Raw genomic sequence first — 23,448 nt, 5'->3', positions numbered from 1 at the left:
TTCGAGTGACGCGTGTCGCGGACGGGAAGCAAGGCATCGCGGAACGTGCTCTGCTCGGTAGCATGGACCACCGGGAAGGCGCCCCTCGGCGGGGTGGCGGCCGGTGATCGCTGCCGGAGGTGCGCCGATGACCATCGAAGCCGGGCAGTCCCTGACGGGGCAGCCGACGTCCGCACGGCAAGCCGGGGCCAGGCGGCCCTTGGGGGAGCTCGGCCGGGCCGCGCTCGGCCGGGCCGGGCGGGCCGCCCTGCTGGCCACCGGCCGGCCGCCCGTCCCGGACGCCCTCGAACCGCTCGTCCGAGTCCACCGCGAGCACCATCCGCAGGCCGACCTCGGCCTGCTCGCCCGGGCCTACCGGCTCGCCGAGGCCAGCCACCGGGGCCAGAAGCGCAAGAGCGGCGGGCCGTACATCACCCACCCGCTCGCCGTCACCATGATCCTGGCCCAACTCGGCGCCGGGACAACCACCTTGGTCGCCTCGCTGCTCCACGACACCGTCGAGGACACCGAATTGACGCTCGATCAGGTGAGTGCCGGCTTCGGGCCCGAAGTTGCCTACCTGGTCGACGGGGTGACGAAACTGGAGAAGGTCGACTTCGGCGCCGCCGCCGAGGCCGAGACCTTCCGCAAGATGCTGGTCGCCACCGGCGACGACGTCCGGGTGATGGTGATCAAGCTCGCCGACCGGCTGCACAACATGCGCACCATCCGGCACATGAAACCGGCCAGCCAGGTGCGGATCGCCAAGGTCACCCGGGACGTGCTGATCCCGCTGGCCGAACGGCTCGGCATCCAGGTGCTCAAGGCGGAGCTGGAGGACATCGTCTTCGCCACCCTGCACCCCGAGGAGCACGCCCGCACCCGGGCCCTGATGGCCGGTCACGAGGGCGAGCCGGACACCCTGCTGGCCCCCTTCGCCCGGCTGCTGGCCCGCCAGCTGTCCGAGACCGGGGTGGCCGCCGAGGTCACCGTCCGGCCCCGGCACTGCGTGTCGCTGCACCGGGTGCTGCTCAAGCGGGCCGCCGCGCCCGGCCCGGACGGGCGGCCGCAGGGGCCGCAGCCCGCCGACTTCGGGCGGCTGCTGGTGGTCGTCGAGGAGAACGCCGACTGCTACGCCGTGCTCGGCGAGCTGCACACCTGCTGGACGCCGCTGCCCGGCGAGTTCAAGGACTTCGTCGCCGCCCCCAAGTTCAACCTCTACCAGTCGCTGCACACCGCCGTGGCGCTCAGCGGCGGCACGGTCGTCGAGGTGCTGGTGCGCACCCGGCGGATGCACGAGGTCGCCGAGACCGGGGTGGTCGCGCTCGGCGACCCGGAGCCGGCCGGCGCCGTCCAGGACGCCGACGAACTCGACCGCACCGACCCGGCCCGGCCCGGCTGGCTCAGCCGGCTGCTGGAGTGGCAGCAGGAGACGCCCGACCCGGACGCCTTCTGGTCCGCGCTCACCGCCGACCTGGCCGGCGACCGCGAGATCACCGTCGTGACGGAGAGCGGCGAAACGCTTCAGCTGAGGGCCGGCGCCACCTGCGTGGACGCCGCCTACCTGCTCGGCGAGGAGACCGGCCACCGGTGTATCGGAGCCCGGGTCAACGGCCGGCTCACCGCGCTCTCCACCGTCTTGCAGGACGGCGACCTGCTCGCCGTGCTCACCGAGGCCGTGCCCACCGGAACCGTGCTCACCGAGGACGGGCCGCGCCCCGCCGAACCCTCCGGGCCCGCGCCCGAGTGGCTCGCGCACGCCCGGACCCCGGCCGCCCGGCTGGCCATCGAACGCTGGCTCGCCGACCACCCGGCCCGGCTCCCGGCGGTGCGCACCGGCCCCTCCAGCGGCCAGCCCGTCCCGCCCGCGCACCGCACCACCGAGCGCCGGCCGGCCCCGGTCGCGGTGGCCGGCCGGCCCGGGGCGCCGGTCCGGCTGGCCCGCTGCTGCACGCCCGTGCCGCCGGACGAGGTGGCCGGCTACCCGATCCGCGGCGGAGCCGTCGCCGTGCACCGCACCGGCTGCCCGGCCGGGGAGCGGATGCGCGCGGCCGGGCGCGCCGAGCTGGAGGTCCGCTGGCGGCCGGAGGGAACCCCGGCGGCCGGCCACCGGGCCACCCTGCGGGCCGAGGCGCTCAACCGGCCCCGGCTGCTCGCCGACCTCACCGCGGCCATCTCCGCCGAGGACGTCGGCATCGTCTCGGCCGAGGTCGAACCGCCGCAGGAGCTGCGGGTCCGGCACACCTACACCGTCGAACTGCCCGAGCCGGCCGCGCTGCCCGCGCTGATGCGGGCGATGCTCAAGGTCTCCGGGGTGTACGACGTCAGCCGGCCGCAGGCCCCGGACACCGGCGGGGCCCGCCACTCCGGGGAAAATGGGGATGACCGGTCCGCGCCGGGCGTGGGACCATCATGGGGAATTCACGGCCGGTCCACGGCGTTCTCAGGGCACAGGAGCCCCGATGGCACCCGAGGACCTGAGGGGTAGCTCACCTCGCCCGGCGGTAACCGGGGCGGCAGCTGGGCAGACTCCGGGTGGGACCGCACAGGGCGGTCCCCACAGGCCATCCGCACCAGCGACCAAAGGACAGAATGACCTCCACGTCCGACACCCGCGACCACGCCGACGCCCCGCGCCGCCTGAACGGTCTGCGGGCGGAAGCCCTCATGGACGAGGACCTCGCGGCCATCGACGAGGACCGCGGCCACCACTACGACGGCGACCAGTACGACCGCAGCGAGCGTGCCGCCCTGCGCCGCGTCGCCGGCCTCTCCACCGAACTCGAAGACGTCACCGAGGTCGAGTACCGCCAGCTCCGCCTGGAGCGCGTGGTGCTCGTCGGCGTCTGGACGGACGGCACCCTGGAGGAGGCGGAGAACTCGATGGCCGAGCTCGCCGCCCTCGCCGAGACGGCCGGCTCCCAGGTGCTGGACGGCGTGATCCAGCGCCGCGACAAGCCCGACGCGGCCACCTACATCGGCTCCGGCAAGGCGAAGGAACTGCGCGACATCGTGGCGGCCACCGGCGCCGACACCGTGGTCTGCGACGGTGAGCTCACCCCCGGCCAGCTGATCCACCTGGAGGACGTGGTCAAGGTCAAGGTCGTCGACCGGACGGCCCTGATCCTGGACATCTTCGCCCAGCACGCCAAGTCCCGGGAGGGCAAGGCGCAGGTCTCGCTCGCGCAGATGCAGTACATGCTGCCGCGCCTGCGCGGCTGGGGTCAGTCGCTGTCCCGGCAGATGGGTGGTGGCGGCTCCGCCTCGTCCGGCGGCGGCATGGCGACCCGTGGTCCCGGTGAGACCAAGATCGAGACCGACCGGCGCCGGATCCGCGAGAAGATGGCGAAGCTCCGCCGCGAGATCGCCGAGATGAAGAAGGGCCGCGACACCAAGCGCCAGGAGCGCAAGCGCCACCAGGTGCCGTCGGTGGCCATCGCCGGGTACACCAACGCCGGCAAGTCGTCCCTGCTCAACCGGCTCACCGGGGCGGGCGTCCTGGTGGAGAACTCCCTGTTCGCCACCCTGGACCCGACCGTCCGCCGGGCCCAGACCCCGAGCGGGCGGCTCTACACCCTGGCCGACACCGTCGGCTTCGTCCGGCACCTGCCGCACCACCTGGTCGAGGCCTTCCGCTCGACCATGGAGGAGGTCGCCGACGCGGACCTCATCCTGCACGTGGTCGACGGCTCGCACCCCGAGCCGGAGACGCAGCTGGCCGCCGTCCGCGAGGTCATCGTCTCGGTCGACGCGCAGAACGTGCCGGAGATCGTGGTGATCAACAAGGCGGACGCCGCCGACCCGCACGTGCTGCAGCGCCTGCTGCTCCGCGAGCCGCACGCCATCGTGGTGTCGGCCCGCAGCGGCGAGGGCATCGAGGAGCTGCTGAAGCTCATCGACGACGAGCTGCCGCGCCCGGCGATCGAGGTGCGGGCCCTGGTGCCCTACACCCAGGGCGGGCTGGTCTCCCGGGTGCACGCCGAGGGCGAGCTGCTCGGCACCGAGCACACCGGCGAGGGCACGCTGCTGCACGCCAAGGTGCCGGCCGAGCTGGCCGCCGAACTGGAGCGCTACGCGGTGGCGCTGCAGGTCTGAGGCGACGGGCCGACGAAGGGCCCCCGGACGCGACCGTGATGCCGTTGGGCATCGCGCGAGCGTGCGGGGGCCCTTCGCGTGCGCGAGCGTGCGGGGCCGTGCGGGGGCTCGTCCGGGCGTCCGGGCGTCCGGGCGTCCGAGCGTGCGGGCGTGCGGGCTACTTCACGTTCTTGGCGAAGTAGTCGAAGGCCTGCTTCGCCTGGTCCTGGAGCGAGGGGCCGGCCAGGTACCCGGGCGGGTTGCGGCTGCCGATCGCGGTGACGCTGATCAGGTTGGGCTTGCCGTCCTTGGTGATGAACCAGCCGCCGCCGCTGGAGCCGCCGGTCACGGTGCAGCCGGTGACGTACATCGGCGGGCGGCTCCGGTCGGGGGAGAGCCTGGCCGGCGGGACCGGGGACTCGCAGCGGGAGAGCTCCAGGCCGTCGGACGGCCGATCGGTCGGGTAGCCGTACGCGGTCGCCGAGCCGATCTGCTCGCGCGGGGCGTTGAACCAGACCGGGACCGAGCCGCCGACCGCCTCCTCCAGCGACGCGCCGGAGCCGCCCTCGCCGCGCACCCGGATGATCCCGTAGTCGTACTGGTGGTGGGCGCCGACGCCGTCCTCCCCGAGCCAGGTCGGCGACACCAGCGCGCGCACCGCCACCCACCGGCCGTACGGCGCGGCCTGCTGCTCGGTGAGCGGTTTGCCGCGGGCCGCCTGGCCGTCCCGGTTGAAACCGGGCACGAAGGTGATGTTCCGCAGCCAGCCGCCACCCTTGCCGTCGTGCAGGCAGTGCGCGGCGGTGTAGACGAGGTTGCTGCGGCCCGGGTTGGCCGGGTCGGAGACCACCGTCGCGGAGCAGACCGCGTCGCCCTGGGGCGTGGTGACGAAGAGCCGGCCGACCACGGCGGTGGCCGGGCCGTACGGGTGCGGCTGCGGCGTGGCCGCGACGGCCGCGGGCGGGGCGTCCGGCCGGCCGCCGTCCGGTGCGGCGGTGAGCGGGTACTCCGGGGTGGGCCGGCCCTTGGCGGCGGCCATCCGGGTGGTCGACCAGAAGCCCGGGGCCACCTCGTTGGCGAAGCCGCTGCCGGAGACGAACCGGGCCCAGTCCTCCACCTTCCAGCCCGTCAGGTCGCCCAGGCTGGTGGGCGCCGAGGTGGGGAGGGCGGGCGGTGGCGCGGCCGCCGCGGCGCCGGAGTCGTCCGGCCCGCAGGCGGTCGCGGCGAGCGCGAGCACGGCGAGCACCGCGGCGCCGGTCGGTCCGGATCGGCGCCGCGGTCCGCGGCCGGTGTGCTTCGGCATGCTGCATCGTCCCCCGGGGGCGGCCTCCGCCGCCCGTACGGCTTGGTCCGGTCCGACCGGAAAGGGCCTACGGCTTCTTGGAGATCCAGTCCAGCGCCTGCTTGGCGACCGTCTCCAGGTACGGGCCGCTCAGCGAGGTGTGGTCCTCGGTGCCGATGGACGTGTTGCTGACCAGGGCGGTCTTCCCGTCCGGCATGGTGGCGAACCAGCCGCCGCCGCTGGAGCCCTGGGTCATGTTGCAGCCGATGGTGAGCATCGACGGGCGCTTGGCGTCGAACGACAGCCGGGTCGGCTTGCCGCCGTCGCACCTGTACAGCTCCTGGCCGTCGAACGGCTTGTAGAGCGGGTAGCCGACCGCCGCGACGGACACCTTGTCGCGCGGGGCGTCGAACCAGACCGGGACGGCCGAACCGACCGTCTCCTCCAGCGACTTGCCGGAGTCGTTCTGGTTGTGCACCCGCATGACGGCGAAGTCGTACTGGTTCGCGGCGTCACCGGTGCCGCCGCCCTCGACCATCCACTGCGGCGAGGTGGTGACCAGGTCGGCCCACCAGGTGCCCAGCGGGGCCAGTTCGGACAGCGGGGCCTTCTTGCCGCCGCTGGAGGCGCCCGAGTTGTTGTAGGCGGGAACGAAGACCAGGTCCTTGAAGAAGTCGCCGCCCTTGCCCGCGTGCACGCAGTGGCCGGCCGTCCAGACCAGATTGCTCCTGCCCGGGTGCTGCGGGTCGGTGATCACCGTCGCCGAGCAGTTGCCCCGGCCGCCCTGGGCACTGAAGAACACCTTCCCGGACGGCTGCTTGGTGTACGGGCGGGGCACCGGCACGGCCTTGACCACCGGCGGGTCCGGGTCCGTCACGCCGTTGTCGGCGGCCGGCTTGGCGGTGGGCGGGGCCGGATCGGCGGGCTTGGAGTCGCCCATCTTGTCCGGGTTCCAGAAGTCCTTCACCACCGGGTTGTTGAAGACGTGCTTGGACGCCCACGAGTCCCAGTCCTCGAACTTCCACTTCTTCAGGTCGTCCCAGGACTTCGGCAGGCCCTCCAGCAGACTGGTCGGGATGCCCGACGGGAGGGTGATCCCGCCGATCACGCCGCCCCCCGGGGCGGCGGTGCCGGACGCGGGCGGCGGCGCGGCGCTGCCGCCCCCGTCGCCCGCCGGGCCGTCCGGCCCGCAGGCGCTCGCCGCGAGCAGCGCCCCCGTGACGAGGGCGACGGCCATGGCTGACCGGTGGATCGATGGCATGTGTGCGCTTCCCCCTGTGCTCGATCGGGCTGTCGTGCGGCGACTCGCCGCTGTGGAGTCTTCCACCGGTCACCAGGACGGCGGCGGTCGCCCCCCGGGTTGCGGCCCCGACCGGAGGTCACCGATCCGTGACGTGGCCGCCGACGGCCCGTCGGCCCAGCAGGGCCCCGCGCGCCGGACGCGGACAATCCCCGATCTTCACCCGGACGAGTGAGTCAACCTTGTGATCACCCGTCAGGGATAGGTAACCCTTACCTGACGCGACGGTGCGAGCGCCCGCCGATCCTCTCCACCACCCGTGCGTCCGCACCCCCACGCGCCCCAAGGAGCAGCCTTGAGCACCGCCCTCACCGGAGCCCCGCCCGCCCCGCTGCTGCCCGCGGACCGGCCGGCCGAGCCCGATCCGCTGCTGCACCCGGACCCCGCCGTCGCCGCCGAACAGGCCGCACTGGAAGCCCTGCTGCGCTGCTGGACGCGCGAGACCGGCGCCCGCCCCGGCCCCGACGGCCGGCTGCGGATCGCCGTCCTCGGCGGCGCCGCCCGGCTCTCCGCCCCCGTCCGCTACTGGTCGCCCGGCGGCTGGCACCGGTTCGGCCCCGCCGTCCTCTCCGCCGGGGAGGGCACCGCCGACGCCCCCGTGGACGCCGTCACCACCGCCGCGCTGCTCGCCGCCGCGGCCGCCGACCGCCCCGACCCCGGGCAGGTCGCCGACCTCGCCGCCCGGGTCGCCGACTCGGTCGTCCGCACCGCCGACATCCTCGCCCACCGCCGCACCGCCGCCCCCGCCGGCGGCCCGGAACGCTCGCACTTCCTCGCCGCCGAACAGTCCCTGCTGCTCGGCCACCCGCTGCACCCCACCCCGAAGAGCCGCGACGGCCTCGGCCCGGCCCAGAGCGCCGCCTACTCGCCCGAACTGCACGGCTCCTTCCAACTCCACTGGTACGCGGTCCACCGCGACCTGCTCGCCGCCGGCTCCGCCCTCACCGAGAGCGCCGACCGGATCACCGCGGACCTGCTCGGGGACCATGCCGCCCTGCCGCCCGGCACCGCCGCCCTGCCGCTGCACCCCTGGCAGGCCCGCGAACTCGCCCACCGCCCGGCCGTCGCCGCCCTGCTCGCCGACGGGCTGCTGCACGACCTCGGCCCGGCCGGCGAACCCTGGCACCCCACCTCCTCGGTGCGCACCGTCTACCGCCCCGGCACCCCCTGGATGTTCAAGCTCTCGCTCGGCCTGCGGATCACCAACTCCCGCCGGGAGAACCTGCGCAAGGAACTCCACCGCGGCCTGGAGGTGCACCGGCTGCTGGAGAGCGGCCTGGCCGCCGAATGGCACCGCGCCCACCCCGGCTTCGACATCGTCCGCGACCCGGCCTGGATCGGCGTCGACCACCCCGCCCTCGGCGACCCGGGCGGCCTGGACACCGTGCTGCGCGCCCAGCCCTTCGCCCCCGCCGACCGCGCGCTGTGCGTCGCCGGGCTGGTCGCCGAACAGCCGCTCGGCACCGGCGACACCGTGCCGTCCCGGCTCGGCGACACCCTGCGGGCGCTCGCCGTCCGCTGCGGCCGTCCGCTGCGGACCGTCGCCGCCGAATGGTTCCTGCGCTACCTGGACGCCGTCGTGCTGCCCGTCCTCTGGCTGGACGGCACGGCCGGCATCGCCCTGGAGGCGCACCAGCAGAACAGCCTCGTCCTGCTCGACGCCGACGGCTGGCCCAGCGGAGGCCGCTACCGCGACAACCAGGGCTACTACTACCGGGAGAGCGCCGCCGACCGGCTCACCGCGCGGCTGCCCGGGCTCGGCGAGCACAGCGACACCTTCCTGCCCGACGAGGTGATCGACCACCACTTCGCCTACTACCTCGGCATCAACCACGTCCTCGGCCTGGTCGGCGCCTTCGGCAGCCAGGGGCTCGCCGACGAGACCGTGCTGCTGGCCGGGCTGCGCCGCTTCCTGGCCGGCCCGCGGGCCGCCGCCACCGGCTCGGCGCTGCCCGGGCTGCTGCTCGACGCGCCCACCCTGCCGTGCAAGGCCAACCTGCTCACCCGGATCAACGGCCTGGACGAACTGGTCGGCCCGGTCGCCACCCAGTCCGTCTACGTGGACATCCCCAACCCGCTGGCGGGCGCATGAGCCTGCTCGACGACCCGCCGGGATGGGGCGCGATCCCCACCCCGGCCGGCGAGTTCCGGCTCAGCCCGGTCCGGCTGCCCGCCGACCTGGACCTGCTCGCCGGGTGGATGAACGACCCCGAGATCGCCGCGTTCTGGCAGCTCGCCGGGCCGCCCGACGCCACCGAACGGCACCTCCGGGCCCAACTCGACGGCGACGGCCGCAGCGTGCCCTGCCTCGGCCTGCTCGACGGCGCCCCGACGAGCTACTGGGAGGTCTACCGCGCCGACCTCGACCCGCTCGCCCGGCACTACCCGGCCCGGCCGCACGACACCGGCGTCCACCTCCTGCTCGGCCCCGCCGAGAGCCGCGGCCGGGGCCTCGGCGCCGTCCTGCTGGCCGCCCTCGCCGAGCGGATCCTGCGGCAACGGCCCCGCTGCGAACGGGTCGTCGCCGAACCGGACGTCCGCAACCGGCGCTCCGTCCGGGCCTTCGAACGGGCCGGATTCCGGCTGGACACCGAACTCGACCTGCCCGACAAGCGCGCCGCCCTGATGGTCCGTGCCCGCGTCCCCTTCGTCGCCTAGGACACCCCCGTGGACACCCCAGCACCCCAGCCGCCGTACGACCTGCTCGGCGTCGGCATCGGCCCCTTCAACCTCTCGCTCGCCGCGCTCGCCGCGCCCGTCCCCGGCCTGCGCACGCTCTTCTGCGACCAGCGCCCGGAGTTCCGCTGGCACCCCGGCATGCTGGTGGACGGGGCCCGGATGCAGGTGCCGTTCCTCGCCGACCTGGTCTCCCTCGTCGACCCGACCAACCCGTGGTCCTTCCTCAACTACCTGCGCGACCAGGACCGGCTCTTCCCGTTCTACTTCGCCGAGCGCTTCCAACTGCCCCGCCGCGAGTACGACCACTACTGCCGGTGGGCCGCCGAACGGCTCGCCAACTGCCACTTCGGCACCGAGGTCACCGCCCTGCACTGGGAAGCCCCGCACTTCCGGGCCGAGCTGACCGACACCGCGACCGGGCGGCGGACCGAGGTGCACGCCCGCAACCTCGCCCTCGGCGTCGGCACCCGGCCCGTCCTGCCCGAGGCCTTCACCGCCCTCGACGGTCACCCGCGCGCCTTCCACTCCGCCGACTACCTGGACCGCCGCGGCGACCTCGTCGGCGCCCGGGACATCACCGTGGTCGGCAGCGGGCAGTCCGGCGCCGAGGTCTTCCTCGACCTGCTCCGCCGCCACGACGGCGACGGCGTCCGGCTGCGCTGGCTCACCCGGACCAGGGCGCTCGCGCCGATGGAGTACTCCAAGCTCGGCCTGGAGCACTTCACCCCCGACTACACCCGCTACTTCCACAGCCTGCCCGAACCCGTCCGGGACACCCTGGTCGCCGCCCAGTGGCAACTCCACAAGGCCGCCAGCGCCGAAACCCTCGCCGAGATCCACGACCACCTCTACGAACGCACCATCGGCCGCCCGATCGACACCGCCCCGGTCGACATCACCCCCGGCACCGCCGTCACCGAAGCCCGCCCCGGCCCCTGCGGCGGCCTCGAACTGCACTGCCGGCACGGCGACTCCGGCGCCGAACACGTCCTGCGCACCGACGCCGTGGTGCTCGCCACCGGCTACCGGGCCGCCCGGCCGGCCGCGCTCGAACCGCTCGCCCGGCTGATCGACTGGGACCGGGGCGGGCGCTACCGGGTCGACCTCGACCACCGGGTCGCCACCCGGCCCGAACTCACCGGCGGCCTCTACGTCCAGAACGCCGAACTGCACACCCACGGCGTCGGCGCCCCCGACCTGGGACTCGGCGCCCACCGGGCCGCCGTGATCCTCAACGCCGTCACCGGTCGGACCGTCCACCGGCTGCCCGCCCGCACCGCCTGGACCGGCTTCGCGCCGCCCGGGACCGCCCCCGCCGCGGGCGCCGCCGCTGCCGCCGCTGCCGCCGCTGTCGCCGCTGCCGCCGAGGGCACCCCCACCGAGAGCACCCCCACCGTCCCCCGTCCCCAGGAGCTGACCCGTGCCGCAACCGTCGGCCGCTGAACCGCCGTTGTACCTGCCCCCGCACCTGACCGCCGGGCACTGGCGGCGGGCCGGGCGCGCCCTGCTGGCCAAGATGCTCGGCGAGTTCGCCTACGAGGAACTGCTCACGCCCGTCCGCGCCGCCGCCGACGGCGAGTACCTGCTCTGGCTGCCCGAGGCCGAGTACCGCTTCACCGCCCGCCGCGGCGCATACGGAAGCTGGCGGGTCGACCCGGAGTCGGTCCGCTGCTCAGACCCGGACGGCCTCGACCCGCTGCGCTTCCTCCCGCACGCCCGGCACGCCCTCGGCCTGCGCGGCGAGACCACCGGCCACCTGATCCGCGAACTCACCGCCACCCTGACCGCCGACGCGCACCAGCTCGCCACCGCGCTCACCGCCGCCGAACTCGCCGACCTCGACCACCCCGCCCTGGAGGGCCGCCAGGACGGCCACCCCTGGATCGTCCCCAACAAGGGCCGGATCGGCTTCTCCGCCACCGACGCCGCCCGCTGGGCCCCGGAGGCCCGCACCCCGCGCCCGCTGCCCTGGATCGCCGTCCACCGCCGGCTCGCCGAGTACCGCGGCGTGCCCGGCCTGGATCGGCCCGAGCAGCTGTACGCCCGCGAACTCGACGACCCGGACGCGCTGCGCGCCGCCCTCGGCCCGGCCGCCGACGACTACCTGCTGCTGCCCGTCCACCCCTGGCAGTGGGACGAGACGATCGTCCCGCTGTTCGCACCCTGGATCGCCTCCGGCGAGATCGTCCCGCTGCCCTCCGACGGCGACCCACGGCTGCCCCAGCAGTCCATCCGCTCCTTCTTCAACACCGCCCACCCCGAGCGCTGCACCGTCAAACTGCCGCTGTCCGTCCTCAACACCCTGGTCTGGCGCGGCCTGCCCACCGAACGCACCCTCGCCGCGCCCGCCGTCACCGCCTGGATCCACGGTCTGCGCGACGCCGACCCGTACCTGCGCGACGAGTGCCGGGTGATCCTGCTCGGCGAGATCGCCTCCGTCACCGTCGACCACCCGCTCTACCGAGAGCTGCCCGAGGCGCCCTACCAGTACAAGGAACTCCTCGGCGCGATCTGGCGCGAACCCCTCGGCCCCTTCCTGGACGGCGGCGAACGCGCCCGCACCCTGGCCGCCCTGCTGCAGACCGGCTCCGACGGCCGGGCGCTCGCCGCCGAACTGATCGCCCGCTCCGGGCTCACCCCCGCCGCCTGGACCGGCCGGCTGTTCGGCGCGGTGCTGCCGCCGCTGCTGCACTTCCTCTACCGGTACGGGCTGGTCTTCTCCCCGCACGGCGAGAACGCCATCGTCGTCTTCGACGAGCACGACGCGCCGACCCGGCTCGCGGTCAAGGACTTCGTCGACGACGTCAACCTCAGCGACCAGGACCTGCCCGAACTGCGCGACCTGCCCGCCGAGGTCGACGACGTCCTGCTGCGGGACGGCCCGCAGGGGCTCTGCCAGTTCCTCCACTCCGGGCTGTTCATCGGCGTCCTGCGCTACCTCGCCCCGCTGCTGGAGGCGCAGACCGGGCTGCCCGAGGCCGAGTTCTGGGCCCTGCTGCGGGCCGAGATCCGCCGCTACCAGGACCGCTTCCCCGGCCTGGGCGAGCGCTTCGAGCTGTTCGACCTGTTCCGGCCGCGGATCGACCGGCTCTGCCTCAACCGCAACCGGCTGCTGCTCGACGGCTACCAGGACCGCCCGCACCGCCCGCACGCCGCCCGGTACGGGACCGTCCCCAACGCCCTGGTGACCCTGGAGGCGGATCTTCCCGGGCGACGGAGCCGGATTGTCACCCCCGCCCCGTAGGCTGGGAGGGTCATGACGAACGACTCCGAAACCCAGCTCCCCGGCGAGACCGAGCTCCCTGGCGAGGACGGCGGCGCCGCCGCCGACGTCGAGGAAGCCGTCGCCGTCCCGCGCTCCCGCATCCCCGACCTGCTGCACGCCGCGGTGGCGGCCGTCGGCGGCGTCGAGCGCCCCGGTCAGGTCCGGATGGCCGAGGCCGTCGCCGACGCCGTCGACAACGCCGAGCACCTGCTCGTCCAGGCCGGCACCGGCACCGGGAAGTCCCTCGCCTACCTGGTGCCCGCGCTCGCCCACGGGGACCGCGTGGTGGTCGCCACCGCCACCCTGGCGCTGCAACGCCAGCTCGTCGAACGGGACTTGCCGCGCACGGTCGAGGCGCTGCACCCGGTGCTGCGCCGCCGCCCGCTGTTCGCGATGCTCAAGGGCCGCTCCAACTACCTGTGCCTGCACCGGGCCAACGAGGGCACCCCGAGCGACGAGGGCGAGGGCCTGTTCGACGCGGCCGAGGCGCTCGGCGGGCCCGCCAGCAAGCTCGGGCAGGACGTGCTGCGGCTGCGCGAGTGGGCCGACGAGACCGACACCGGGGACCGGGACGACCTCAGCCCCGGCGTCTCCGACAAGGCCTGGGCCCAGCTGGCGGTCACCTCCAAGGAGTGCCTGGGCGCCACCCGCTGCGCGTACGGGCAGGAGTGCTTCGCCGAGAAGGCCCGGGAGCGGGCCAAGCTGGCCGACGTCGTGGTCACCAACCACGCGATGCTCGCGATCGACGCGATCGAGGGCGCGCCGGTGCTGCCCGAGCACGGGCTGCTGATCGTCGACGAGGCGCACGAGCTGGTCAACCGGGTCACCGGCGCGGCCACCGCCGAACTGACCGTCGGCGCGGTCAACCGGGCGGTCAAGCGCGCCGCCCGGCTCGCCAACGAGAAGGCCGTGGACGCCTTGCAGGCCGCCGCCGAGAACTACCACGGCCTGATGGAGACCGCCCAGCCCGGCCGGGTCGAGGAACTGCCCGAGTACCTGGCGTACGCGGTCACCTCGATCCGGGACGCCGCCCGCCAGGTGATCAGCTCGCTCGGCGAGACCCGCGACAAGGGGCTCAGCGACGAGGACGCCGTCCGCAAGCAGGCGATGGCCTCCGCCGAGTCGCTGCACGAGACCGCCGAGCGGCTGCTGGAGGACTCCGAGTACGACGTGGTCTGGATCGAGCGCAGCGACCGCTTCGGCATGGGCACCGGCTCGCTGCGGGTCGCGCCGCTCAGCGTCTCCGGGCTGCTGCGCGAGGGCCTCTACAAGGAGCGCTCGGTGGTGCTCACCTCGGCCACCCTCAAGCTCGGCGGGGACTTCAACGGCGTCGCCGCCTCCGTCGGCCTGCCCTCGGACTCCCGGCTGCCGGACCAGCGCACCCCCGGGGACAATCCTTCGGCCGGTTCCGGGTTCGGCGAGGACGCGGTGCCGCACTGGCGCGGCATCGACGTCGGCTCGCCGTTCAAGTACCCCAAGCAGGGCATCCTGTACGTCGCCCGGCACCTCGCAGATCCCGGCCGCGATCCCGAACGGCCGGACATGCTGGACGAGTTGGCGGAGCTGATCGGCGCGGCCGGCGGGCGCACGCTGGGCCTGTTCTCCTCGATGCGCGGCGCCCAGACGGCCGCAGAGGCGCTGCGGGAGCGGCTGGACAACCGGATCCTGCTCCAGGGGGAGGACACCCTGGGCGAGTTGATCCGGGACTTCGCCTCCGACGCGTCCACCTGCCTGTTCGGCACGCTCTCGCTCTGGCAGGGCGTGGACGTGCCCGGCTCGGCCTGCCAGCTGGTCGTGATGGACCGCATCCCGTTCCCCCGGCCGGACGACCCGCTGATGAGCGCCCGCCAGAAGGACGTCGAACAGCGTGGCGGGAACGGCTTCATGGCGGTCGCGGCGACGCACGCGGCGCTGCTGATGGCGCAGGGCGCCGGCCGGCTGGTGCGCGCGGCCGAGGACCGGGGCGTGGTCGCGGTGCTCGACCCGCGGGTGGAGACCAAGCGGTACGGGAGCTTCTTCCGCTCCTCGATGCCGGAGTTCTGGTACACCACGGACCGCAACCAGGTGCGCCGCTCGCTGGCGGCGATCGACGCCTCGGCGCCGCCGGTCAAGCCGGTGGTGAAGCGGGGCTGAGCGGTGCGGTGATCCGGGGTTCCGTCCAGCCCGCCCCCGGGGCCGAGGCGGGGCCCGGAAGCCCCCGGAGAGGCTCCCCGCGACCGCGCGGTGGAGCCCCTTCCCGCTGGGTGCGTGCGAGGCGTCAGAGGCGGCGCAGGACCGCGACGACCTTGCCCAGGATGGTGGCGTTGTCGCCGTTGATCGGCTCGTACGCCGGGTTGTGCGGCATCAGCCAGATCCGGCCGTCCTCGCGCTTGAGCCGCTTGACCGTGGCCTCGCCGTCGATCATCGCGGCCACGATGTCGCCGTTCTCGGCGACCGGCTGCCGGCGCACGGTGACCCAGTCGCCGTCGCAGATGGCCGCCTCGATCATCGAGTCGCCGCGCACGGTGAGCGCGAACAGCTCGCCCTCGCCGACCAGCTGGCGGGGCAGCGGGAAGACGTCCTCGACCGTCTGCTCGGCCAGGATCGGGCCGCCGGCGGCGATCCGGCCGACCAGCGGCACGTACGAGGTGGACGGCCGGCCGGCCGTCTCGGCGGTGTTCGGGCGGGCCACCTCGACGCCGCGGACCTCGTAGGCGCGCGGGCGGTGCGGGTCGCGGCGCAGGAAGCCCTTGCGCTCCAGGGCCATCAGCTGGTGGGCGACCGAGGAGGTGCTGGACAGGCCGACGGCCTGGCCGATCTCGCGCATGGACGGCGGGTAGCCGCGGCGCTGGACGGAGTCCCGGATGACCTCGATCACGCGGCGCTGGCGCTCGGTGAGACCGGCCTCGTCGGTGCGGATGCCGGGGGGGCGGCCGGGCAGCGCGCGGGTGGGCGCCTGGTGGGCGTCATCGAGCGCGGGGGAGTGTTCGATCGGCTGGTCGGGAACGCGGCCCGTGCTGGAAAGGGCCGGGCCGGAGAGGCGCTGGTCTTCGCTACGGTCCATGCTGATGTCCACGCTCTGCTGATTCGTGGTGCGCTGCCCCACCTTGAACTGGGAGTGTTCCTGCACCGGGATGGTGTTGCTTTCGATGGTGTTCACGGCGGCCCCTCTCGACGGCTGTCCTCTCCCCTTTTCCAGCCCAACGCCCCTCCTATCGAAAGGTTGCGCCAAACACACGTTCGAGTGAATTATTCGAGAGTTGGCTGACTCGATCAAGGCTTTGCTGTACATCGAGGTTGTGCATCGAGTAAATGTTCGAGCGGATCTCGACTTCGGCAGTCTAATCGGTGCCGACACGCCAGGGGTGGCGCTTCCCCCGGAGACCTACATCTAGTGGCTACAGTCCTCTCCGTGCCCAGTACTAGTGGTTGCGGCGCATGATCAGCTTGCCGAGGCCGGGGTCGCATCGCATAGACTCAACAGGTCCGCACGTCCTGCCAGGGAGGGATCCTCAGGTGCACTGCCCCTTCTGCCGGCACTCCGACAGCCGTGTTGTCGACAGCCGGACCAATGAGGACGGCAGCTCGATCCGCCGTCGTCGGCAGTGCCCGGACTGCGGCCGCCGCTTCACCACCGTGGAGACGGCCGCGCTGATGGTCATCAAGCGCAGCGGGGTCACCGAACCCTTCTCCCGGGAGAAGGTCATCACCGGCGTCCGCAAGGCCTGTCAGGGCCGCCCGGTCACCGAGGACGCCCTCGCCCAGCTCGGCCAGCGGGTCGAGGAGTGCGTGCGCGCCACCGGCAACGCCGAGCTGACCACCCACGACGTCGGGCTGGCCATACTCGGCCCGCTCAAGGAGCTCGACGTGGTCGCCTTCCTGCGCTTCGCCAGCGTGTACCAGGCGTACGACGGACTGGAAGACTTCGAGGCCGCCATCGCGGAACTCCGCGCCGAACGGCCCGTCCCCGAGGCGGACGGCACCTGCGTGCCCGTCGCCGCCGCCGCGCCCTAGGAGGCGCCGGCACCCGGCCCCCTGGCGGGCCTTGCTGCACCACGGGTCCCACGGGGCCCACGCATGCCCGAAAAAAGGGCACAGAACACAACAAACCGTGCGCAAGCAGGCGAGGTCTCCGCCTGCCCGCACACCGGAAGAACGAACCAGCGGTGCCCGGACTTTTCGGGGCACCTCGGGCGTTTGCCCAGGAGGAGGAAGAAGTGACAGACACCACGAGCGGTTCCGCACGCGGGTCGAAGTCCGACAAGACCACGGCCAAGGGCGGCGGCAAGGCGCCCAAGGGCGGTCTGCGGATCGGGCGCATCTACACCACTCCTGGCGTGCACCCGTACGACGAGGTGCGCTGGGAGCGCCGCGACGTCGTCATGACCAACTGGCGCGACGGGTCCATCAACTTCGAGCAGCGCGGCGTCGAGTTCCCCGACTTCTGGTCGGTCAACGCCGTCAACATCGTCACGTCCAAGTACTTCCGCGGCGCCGTCGGCACTCCCCAGCGCGAGTGGAGCCTCAAGCAGATCATCGACCGCGTGGTGCTCACCTACCGCGCCGCCGGCGAGAAGCACGGCTACTTCGCCACCAAGGACGACGCCGAGATCTTCGAGCACGAGCTGACGCACGCCCTCCTCCACCAGGTGTTCAGCTTCAACTCGCCGGTCTGGTTCAACGTCGGCACCAAGCAGCCCCAGCAGGTCAGCGCCTGCTTCATCCTGTCCGTCGACGACTCCATGGAGTCGATCCTCGACTGGTACAAGGAAGAGGGCATGATCTTCAAGGGCGGCTCCGGCGCCGGCCTCAACCTCTCCCGCATCCGCTCCTCGAAGGAACTGCTGTCCTCCGGCGGCAACGCCTCCGGCCCGGTCTCCTTCATGCGCGGCGCCGACGCCTCCGCCGGCACCATCAAGTCCGGCGGCGCCACCCGCCGCGCGGCGAAGATGGTCGTGCTCGACGTCGACCACCCCGACGTCGAGGCCTTCATCGAGACCAAGGTGAAGGAGGAGGAGAAGATCCGCGCCCTGCGCGACGCCGGCTTCGACATGGACCTCGGTGGCGACGACATCACCTCCGTCCAGTACCAGAACGCCAACAACTCCGTCCGCGTCTCCGACGAATTCATGACCGCCGTCGAGAACGGCACCGAATTCGGCCTGCGCGCCCGGATGACCGGCGAGGTCATCGAGACCGTCGACGCCAAGAAGCTGTTCCGCAAGATGGCCGAGGCCGCCTGGGCCTGCGCCGACCCCGGAATCCAGTACGACTCCACCATCAACCACTGGCACACCTGCCCGGAGTCCGGCCGCATCAACGCGTCCAACCCCTGCTCCGAGTACATGCACCTGGACAACTCCAGCTGCAACCTCGCCTCGCTGAACCTGATGAAGTTCCTGCGCGATGACGACTCCTTCGACGCGGAGACCTTCGCCAAGGTCGTCGAGCTGGTCATCACCGCGATGGACATCTCCATCTGCTTCGCCGACTTCCCCACCGAGAAGATCGGCGAGACCACCCGCGCCTACCGCCAGCTCGGCGTCGGTTACGCCAACCTCGGCGCCCTGCTGATGGCCACCGGCCACGCCTACGACAGCGAGGGCGGCCGCGCCCTGGCCGGCGCCATCACCTCGCTGATGACCGGCACCGCCTACCGCCGCGGCGCCGAACTCGCCGGCGTCGTCGGCCCGTACGACGGCTACGCCCGCAACGCCGCCCCGCACCAGCTGGTCATGAAGCAGCACGCGGACGCCTCGCTCGCCGCCGTCTCGCTCGACGACCTGGACGCCCCGGTCTGGGCCGTGGCCAACGACACCTGGCAGGACGTCCTGCGGATCGGTGCGCAGAACGGTTTCCGCAACGCCCAGGCCTCGGTGCTCGCCCCCACCGGCACCATCGGCCTGATGATGGACTGCGACACCACCGGCGTCGAGCCGGACCTGGCGCTCGTCAAGTTCAAGAAGCTCGTCGGCGGCGGCTCGATGCAGATCGTCAACGGCACCGTGCCGCGCGCCCTCAAGCGCCTCGGCTACCAGGACGAGCAGATCGAGGCGGTCGTCGCCCACATCGCCGAGCACGGCAACGTGGTGGACGCCCCGGGCCTCAAGGCCGAGCACTACGAGGTCTTCGACTGCGCGATGGGCGAGCGGGTCATCTCGGCCATGGGCCACGTCCGGATGATGGCCGCGATCCAGCCGTGGATCTCCGGCGCGATCTCCAAGACCGTGAACATGCCCGAGTCCGCCACCGTCGAGGAGATCGAGGAGATCTACTTCGAGGCGTGGAAGATGGGCGTCAAGGCGCTCGCCATCTACCGCGACAACTGCAAGGTCGGCCAGCCGCTCTCGGCGAAGAAGAAGGACTCCGAGCCCAAGCTCGAGGTGGCCGCCCCGGCCGCCGCGGTCGAGAAGGTCGTCGAGTACCGCCCGGTCCGCAAGCGCCTGCCCAAGGGCCGCCCGGGCATCACCACCTCCTTCACGGTCGGTGGCGCCGAGGGCTACATGACCGCCAACTCCTACCCGGACGACGGCCTCGGCGAGGTCTTCCTCAAGATGTCCAAGCAGGGCTCGACCCTCGCGGGCATGATGGACGCCTTCTCCATCGCCGTCTCGGTCGGCCTGCAGTACGGCGTGCCGCTGGAGACCTACGTCTCGAAGTTCACCAACATGCGCTTCGAGCCGGCCGGTCTGACCGACGACCCGGACGTGCGGATGGCGCAGTCGATCGTCGACTACATCTTCCGTCGCCTGGCGCTCGACTTCCTGCCGTTCGAGACCCGTTCGGCGCTCGGCATCCACTCCGTCGAGGAGCGCCAGCGCCACCTGGACACGGGCTCCTACGAGCCGCTGGAGGCCGAGGAGCTCGACACCGAGTCGCTCGCCCAGTCGGCGCCGGTGGTCGCCACCCCGGCCCCCGCCGTCGAGGCGCCCAAGGCCCCCAAGGCCTCCCCGGCGCAGGCCCACAACTCCACGGAGCTGATCGAGATCCAGCTCGGCCTCAACGCCGACGCCCCGCTCTGCTTCTCCTGCGGAACCAAGATGCGCCGCGCCGGCAGCTGCTACCTCTGCGAGGGCTGCGGCTCCACCAGCGGCTGCAGCTGACCGCCGGTACTGACCCCGCGCGGGTGAGCCACCGCTGAGGCGGGGCGAGGACTTCACGTCCTCGCCCCGCCTCTTCTCGTTTGTCCGGGCACTTCGCGGACGCCGATGTCACGGATGGGGGCGGTGGGCGGTCGGTAGGGGTGACGGCGTTCGGCGGGAGGAGTGGTGTGGTGATGGGGACGGTGCTGGTGACTGGGGCGACGGGGGTTCTGGGGCGGGAGGTGGTGCGGCTGCTGGTCGCGCGCGGGGTGGCGGTGCGGGGGTTGAGCCGGCGGGTGCGGAGCGGGGGCGCGGGGGTCGAGTGGGTGGTCGGGGACCTGGTGACCGGGGAGGGGGTCGCCGGGGCGGTGGCAGGGGTCGAGGTGGTGGTGGACTGCGCGACCACGGTGGGGCGGAAGGACGTGGCCGCGGTCCGGACGCTGGTGGCGGAGGCCGGGAGGGCGGGGGTGCGGCACCTGCTGTACGTGTCGATCGTCGGGGTCGACCGGGTGCCGATCCCGTACTACCGGGCGAAGCTCGCCTGTGAGCGGGTGGTGCGGGAGTCGGGGCTGGGGTGGACGGTGCTGCGGGCGACGCAGTTCCACGACCTGCTGCTGAGGATCTTCGACGTGTCGGCGCGGCTGCCGGTGTTCCCGGTGCCGGGTGGGGCGTGGGTCCAGCCGGTGGACGCGCGGGAGGTGGCCGCGCGGGTGGCGGAGCTGGTGGGGGAGGGGCCGGCCGGGTACGCGCCGGAGGTGGGCGGGCCGCGGGTGCGGCCGTACCGGGAGCTGGCCGAGGCCTACCTGCGGGCGTCGGGTCGGCGTCGGGTGCTGCTGCCGGTGCGGGTGCCGGGGGCCTCGGGGCGGGCGCTGCGGGCGGGTGGGAACCTCACCCCGGAGCGGAAGGTGGGCCGGGGGACCTTCGAGGAGGTGCTGGCGGAGCGGTTCGGCGACCACTGATGTCAACCAGGGTTGACATCGCCGCAACTGTCAACCACAGTTGACGCCATGAGTGAGAGCGGAGAACTCGCGGCCGCGGCGAGCAGCCGTGACCCCGCGGTCGGGCTCCGGGCGGTCCGCGCGCTGCGCGACCTGGCGGACCGCCTGGAAGGCCTGCAGGTGGGCAACGCCCGGTCGCGGGGCTGGTCCTGGCAGGACATCGCGGTTTGCCTCGGGGTCACCAGGCAGGCGGTGCACAAGAAGTACGCCCGGCGCGGGCCCGGCAAGGACCAGGACGGAGGCTGAACGATGTTCGAGCGTTTCACCGACCCGGCGCGGCAGGTGGTGGCTGCGGCCCAGCAGGAGGCCGGGGAGCTGCGGCACGACCGCATCGGGACGGAGCACCTGCTGCTGGCGATCCTGGCCCGGCCGGACGACCCGGCCGCCGGCGTCCTGATCGGGCTGGGGCTGGACCACGGGGCCGCCCGGCGGGCAGTGGTCCGGCTGCTCGGGCCGGGGGACGACACGCAGGCGCTGGCCTCGATCGGAGTGGACCTGGACGCCGTTCGGGCCGCGGTCGAATCGGCCTTCGGTGAGGGCGCGCTGGACGCGCCGGCCGAGGAGGAGCCGAAGCGGCGGGGCTGGTTCAGGTTGGATTCGAGGGCGGGCCGGAGTCCGTTCAGTGCCCGGGCGAAGAAGGCGCTGGAGCTGTCGCTGCGCGAATCGCTGCGGCTCAAGTCCGGTCAGATCGCGGTCGGGCACCTGCTGCTGGGGGTCCTCCGGGAGGGGGACGGCTTCGGCGCCCGGGTGATCGTCGATCACGGACTGGATCCTCAGGCCGTCCGGCGGGCTGTCGAGGGGGTGCTGGCGTGAACCGGCGGGTTCGGCGGCGCGCGGGCCGGACGGCCGCCCGGCCGGGGGCGACCGGGCGCGCCTGAGCTACCCGTACGGCGAGCACGGCTACCCCTTCCCGGCTCAGGAGGCCGCCGAGGTGATCGCCACTACGGCGATCGAGGTGCTGCCGGTCCGGCCGTACTGACAGTCGGTCAAGGTGCTTGGCCCCGTCCGGGTTTCCGGGCGGGGCCGTCGTGCTGTCGAGCGGGGGCGGAGCTCTCGGTCGGGGTGTCGACGGATGAAGGTCGACGTGGACCTTGGCGGCGGCTGGCGGCTGCGTTAACGTCATCGGATCGGTTCGTCCGTCGCCCGCTCGCGATCTCTGCACGCCCGTCTCCGGTACAGCGCGATGTTGTTCAGCCCACCGTCGGCAGCACGCCCTGGCGAGGAGGACCGCATTGACCCTCAACCCGACCGCGCCGTCCAGGAGTTCCGGTCATCGCGGTTCCGGCCGCCGCTTGGCCGTCGTACCCGCCCTGCTCGCGGCGCTGGCCCTGACCGCGGCCTGTTCCAACAGCTCCGGCGGTTCGGGCGGCGGGGGTGACGCGGCGGTCCCGTCGCTGTCCGGCGACTGTGCCAAGTACCAGCCGTACGCCGGGCATTCGGGCACCACGGTGACGATGTTCGCCTCGATCCTCAGTCCGGAGTCGGACAACCTGGAGAAGTCCTGGGCCGAGTTCGCCAAGTGCACCGGCATCAAGATCAGTTACGAGGGCTCGAACGACTTCGAGTCCCAGCTGCCGGTCCGGGTGGCCGGCGGCAACGCCCCGGACTTCGCGATCATCCCGCAGCCGGGCCTGCTGGCGCAGATGGTGAAGAGCGGCAAGGTGGTCAAGCCACCCGCCCAGACGGTCACCAACGAGGACCGGTGGAGTCCGATCTGGAAGACCTACGGCTCGGTCAACGGCACCTTCTACGCGGCGCCGATGAGCGCCAACATGAAGTCGCTGGTCTGGTACTCGCCGAAGGCCTTCAAGGCGGGCGGCTACGAGGTGCCGAAGACCTGGGCGGACCTGATGGCGCTCAGCGACCGGATCGCCAAGTCCGGTGGCGCCAAGCCCTGGTGCGGCGGCATCGCCTCGGGCACGGCCACCGGCTGGCCGGCCACCGACTGGCTGGAGGAGGTGGTGCTCGGCACGTACGGCGGTGACGTGTACGACCAGTGGGTCGGCCACCAGGTGAAGTTCTCCGACGAGAAGATCACCACGGCGATGAAGACCGTCGTCGGCTGGATGCAGAACCCGGCCTGGGTCAACGGCGGTTACGGCGACGTCAAGTCGATCGCCACCACCACCTTCCAGGACGCGGGCGCGCCGGTTCTCACCGGCAAGTGCGCCATGCTCCAGCAGGCGTCGTTCTACGAGGCGCAGTGGCCCAAGGGCACCAAGGTCGGCCCGGACGGCGACGTGTTCGCCTTCCACCTGCCTGCGGTGAACCCGGCGATCCCCAACCCGGTCGAGGGCGGCGGCGAGTTCCTGGCCGCCTTCTCCGGCCGGCCCGAGGTGCAGGCGGTGCAGAACTACCTGTCCAGCTCGGACTGGGCGAGCAGCCGGGTGAAGACCGCGACGGGCTGGGTCTCGGCCAACCAGGGCGTGGACAAGAGCCTGTACACCGACCCGATCGACCGGCTGTCGGCGGACGCGCTGACCGACCCGGCGGCGACCTTCCGCTTCGACGGCTCCGACCTGATGCCGGCCGCCATCGGTTCCGGGCAGGAGTGGAAGTCGCTGACCGCCTGGTTCGCCGAGGGGCAGTCGATCCAGAAGACCGCCGCCGACATCGACGCCGCCTGGCCGCAGTAGCCGCCCGCCCGTACGAGGCGCACGCCCCCAGTGGGCGCCTGGCCGTGGTGGGTACTCGGCCGCAGTGGGCGCCTGGCTGCAGTGGGCGCCCGGCCGGACTCGTGCCGGGCCCGGCCGGGCGCCGTTCAGGACCACCTGTCGAGGGCGGTGCGGGGCCACCCACCCGCACCGCCC

Annotated in this window: 16 protein-coding genes; 13 read left to right on the top strand and 3 right to left on the bottom strand. The window is 73.1% G+C overall.

The window, feature by feature from the left end; genetic code table 11:
* The first annotated feature begins 127 nt into the window (after positions 1-127).
* Positions 128-2,467, top strand: a complete 2,340-nt coding sequence (locus tag AB0O82_RS17650; RefSeq protein WP_363584567.1) for an HD domain-containing protein — start codon at positions 128-130, stop codon at positions 2,465-2,467.
* A gap of 104 nt (positions 2,468-2,571) precedes the next feature.
* Positions 2,572-4,074 carry a GTPase HflX gene (hflX, locus tag AB0O82_RS17645; protein WP_363584565.1) on the top strand — a complete coding sequence of 501 codons (1,503 nt, stop codon included), beginning with the start codon at positions 2,572-2,574 and terminating at the stop codon, positions 4,072-4,074.
* A gap of 157 nt (positions 4,075-4,231) precedes the next feature.
* Here the strand turns inward: hflX and AB0O82_RS17640 are convergent, their stop codons facing one another.
* Both AB0O82_RS17640 and AB0O82_RS17635 read right to left on the bottom strand, forming a co-directional pair.
* Positions 4,232-5,356 carry a hypothetical protein gene (locus AB0O82_RS17640; RefSeq protein WP_363584563.1) on the bottom strand — a complete coding sequence of 375 codons (1,125 nt, stop codon included), beginning with the start codon at positions 5,354-5,356 and terminating at the stop codon, positions 4,232-4,234.
* Positions 5,357-5,423: 67 nt separating this feature from the next.
* On the bottom strand, positions 5,424-6,596 hold the full coding sequence (locus AB0O82_RS17635; protein ID WP_363584561.1) for a hypothetical protein: 1,173 nt from the start codon (positions 6,594-6,596) through the stop codon (positions 5,424-5,426).
* A gap of 334 nt (positions 6,597-6,930) precedes the next feature.
* Between AB0O82_RS17635 and AB0O82_RS17630 the strand changes: the two genes are divergently transcribed.
* The 5 genes from AB0O82_RS17630 to AB0O82_RS17610 are packed head-to-tail and all read left to right on the top strand — an operon-like array spanning position 6,931 to position 14,712.
* Positions 6,931-8,727 (top strand): IucA/IucC family protein, encoded by a 1,797-nt coding sequence (locus AB0O82_RS17630; protein ID WP_363584559.1) that lies wholly within the window; start codon positions 6,931-6,933, stop codon positions 8,725-8,727.
* Positions 8,724-9,293, top strand: a complete 570-nt coding sequence (locus AB0O82_RS17625; RefSeq protein ID WP_363584558.1) for a GNAT family N-acetyltransferase — start codon at positions 8,724-8,726, stop codon at positions 9,291-9,293. The genes AB0O82_RS17630 and AB0O82_RS17625 overlap by 4 nt, the downstream gene beginning before the upstream one ends.
* Positions 9,294-9,302: 9 nt before the next feature.
* Positions 9,303-10,757, top strand: coding sequence for a SidA/IucD/PvdA family monooxygenase (locus AB0O82_RS17620; protein ID WP_363584557.1), 1,455 nt, complete (start codon positions 9,303-9,305; stop codon positions 10,755-10,757).
* A 7-nt stretch (positions 10,758-10,764) separates the two neighbouring features.
* Positions 10,765-12,558, top strand: coding sequence for an IucA/IucC family siderophore biosynthesis protein (locus AB0O82_RS17615; protein ID WP_363584629.1), 1,794 nt, complete (start codon positions 10,765-10,767; stop codon positions 12,556-12,558).
* Positions 12,559-12,570: 12 nt separating this feature from the next.
* Positions 12,571-14,712, top strand: a complete 2,142-nt coding sequence (locus tag AB0O82_RS17610; protein WP_363584555.1) for an ATP-dependent DNA helicase — start codon at positions 12,571-12,573, stop codon at positions 14,710-14,712.
* Positions 14,713-14,836: 124 nt separating this feature from the next.
* Here AB0O82_RS17610 and lexA read toward each other — a convergent pair whose 3' ends face one another.
* Positions 14,837-15,718: a transcriptional repressor LexA gene (gene lexA, locus AB0O82_RS17605; protein ID WP_363584553.1), complete on the bottom strand. Its 882-nt coding sequence runs from the start codon at positions 15,716-15,718 to the stop codon at positions 14,837-14,839.
* A 356-nt stretch (positions 15,719-16,074) separates the two neighbouring features.
* Between lexA and nrdR the strand changes: the two genes are divergently transcribed.
* The 6 genes from nrdR to AB0O82_RS17575 all read left to right on the top strand — a co-directional run bounded on the left by nrdR (position 16,075) and on the right by AB0O82_RS17575 (position 23,274).
* Entirely contained in the window at positions 16,075-16,572 is a 498-nt protein-coding gene (gene nrdR / locus AB0O82_RS17600; RefSeq protein ID WP_063349343.1) for a transcriptional regulator NrdR, read from the top strand.
* Positions 16,573-16,775: 203 nt separating this feature from the next.
* Positions 16,776-19,661, top strand: a complete 2,886-nt coding sequence (locus AB0O82_RS17595) for a vitamin B12-dependent ribonucleotide reductase (protein ID WP_363584551.1) — start codon at positions 16,776-16,778, stop codon at positions 19,659-19,661.
* Positions 19,662-19,849: 188 nt separating this feature from the next.
* On the top strand, positions 19,850-20,599 hold the full coding sequence (locus AB0O82_RS17590) for an NAD(P)H-binding protein (RefSeq protein WP_363584549.1): 750 nt from the start codon (positions 19,850-19,852) through the stop codon (positions 20,597-20,599).
* A gap of 48 nt (positions 20,600-20,647) precedes the next feature.
* The gene (locus AB0O82_RS17585; RefSeq protein WP_363584548.1) at positions 20,648-20,884 is read left to right on the top strand and encodes an RNA polymerase subunit sigma-70; all 237 of its coding nucleotides are present in this window, start codon (positions 20,648-20,650) and stop codon (positions 20,882-20,884) included.
* Positions 20,885-20,887: 3 nt separating this feature from the next.
* The gene (locus tag AB0O82_RS17580) at positions 20,888-21,451 is read left to right on the top strand and encodes a Clp protease N-terminal domain-containing protein (RefSeq protein WP_363584546.1); all 564 of its coding nucleotides are present in this window, start codon (positions 20,888-20,890) and stop codon (positions 21,449-21,451) included.
* A 419-nt stretch (positions 21,452-21,870) separates the two neighbouring features.
* Positions 21,871-23,274: an ABC transporter substrate-binding protein gene (locus tag AB0O82_RS17575; RefSeq protein WP_363584544.1), complete on the top strand. Its 1,404-nt coding sequence runs from the start codon at positions 21,871-21,873 to the stop codon at positions 23,272-23,274.
* Positions 23,275-23,448 lie beyond the last annotated feature (174 nt).

The organism is Kitasatospora sp. NPDC088264, assembly GCF_040685715.1.
In the GTDB taxonomy this organism is placed as follows: domain Bacteria; phylum Actinomycetota; class Actinomycetes; order Streptomycetales; family Streptomycetaceae; genus Kitasatospora.
This window is presented reverse-complemented; position numbering and strand designations above follow the sequence as displayed.

Bases quoted from the DNA above. Each gene is read 5' to 3' on its own strand.
- AB0O82_RS17650 (WP_363584567.1), top strand. From the start codon at position 128: ATGACCATCGAAGCCGGGCAGTCCCTGACGGGGCAGCCGACGTCCGCA.
- hflX (WP_363584565.1), top strand. From the start codon at position 2,572: ATGACCTCCACGTCCGACACCCGCGACCACGCCGACGCCCCGCGCCGC.
- AB0O82_RS17640 (WP_363584563.1), bottom strand. From the start codon at position 5,356: ATGCCGAAGCACACCGGCCGCGGACCGCGGCGCCGATCCGGACCGACC.
- AB0O82_RS17635 (WP_363584561.1), bottom strand. From the start codon at position 6,596: ATGCCATCGATCCACCGGTCAGCCATGGCCGTCGCCCTCGTCACGGGG.
- AB0O82_RS17625 (WP_363584558.1), top strand. From the start codon at position 8,724: ATGAGCCTGCTCGACGACCCGCCGGGATGGGGCGCGATCCCCACCCCG.
- AB0O82_RS17610 (WP_363584555.1), top strand. From the start codon at position 12,571: ATGACGAACGACTCCGAAACCCAGCTCCCCGGCGAGACCGAGCTCCCT.
- AB0O82_RS17585 (WP_363584548.1), top strand. From the start codon at position 20,648: ATGAGTGAGAGCGGAGAACTCGCGGCCGCGGCGAGCAGCCGTGACCCC.
- AB0O82_RS17580 (WP_363584546.1), top strand. From the start codon at position 20,888: ATGTTCGAGCGTTTCACCGACCCGGCGCGGCAGGTGGTGGCTGCGGCC.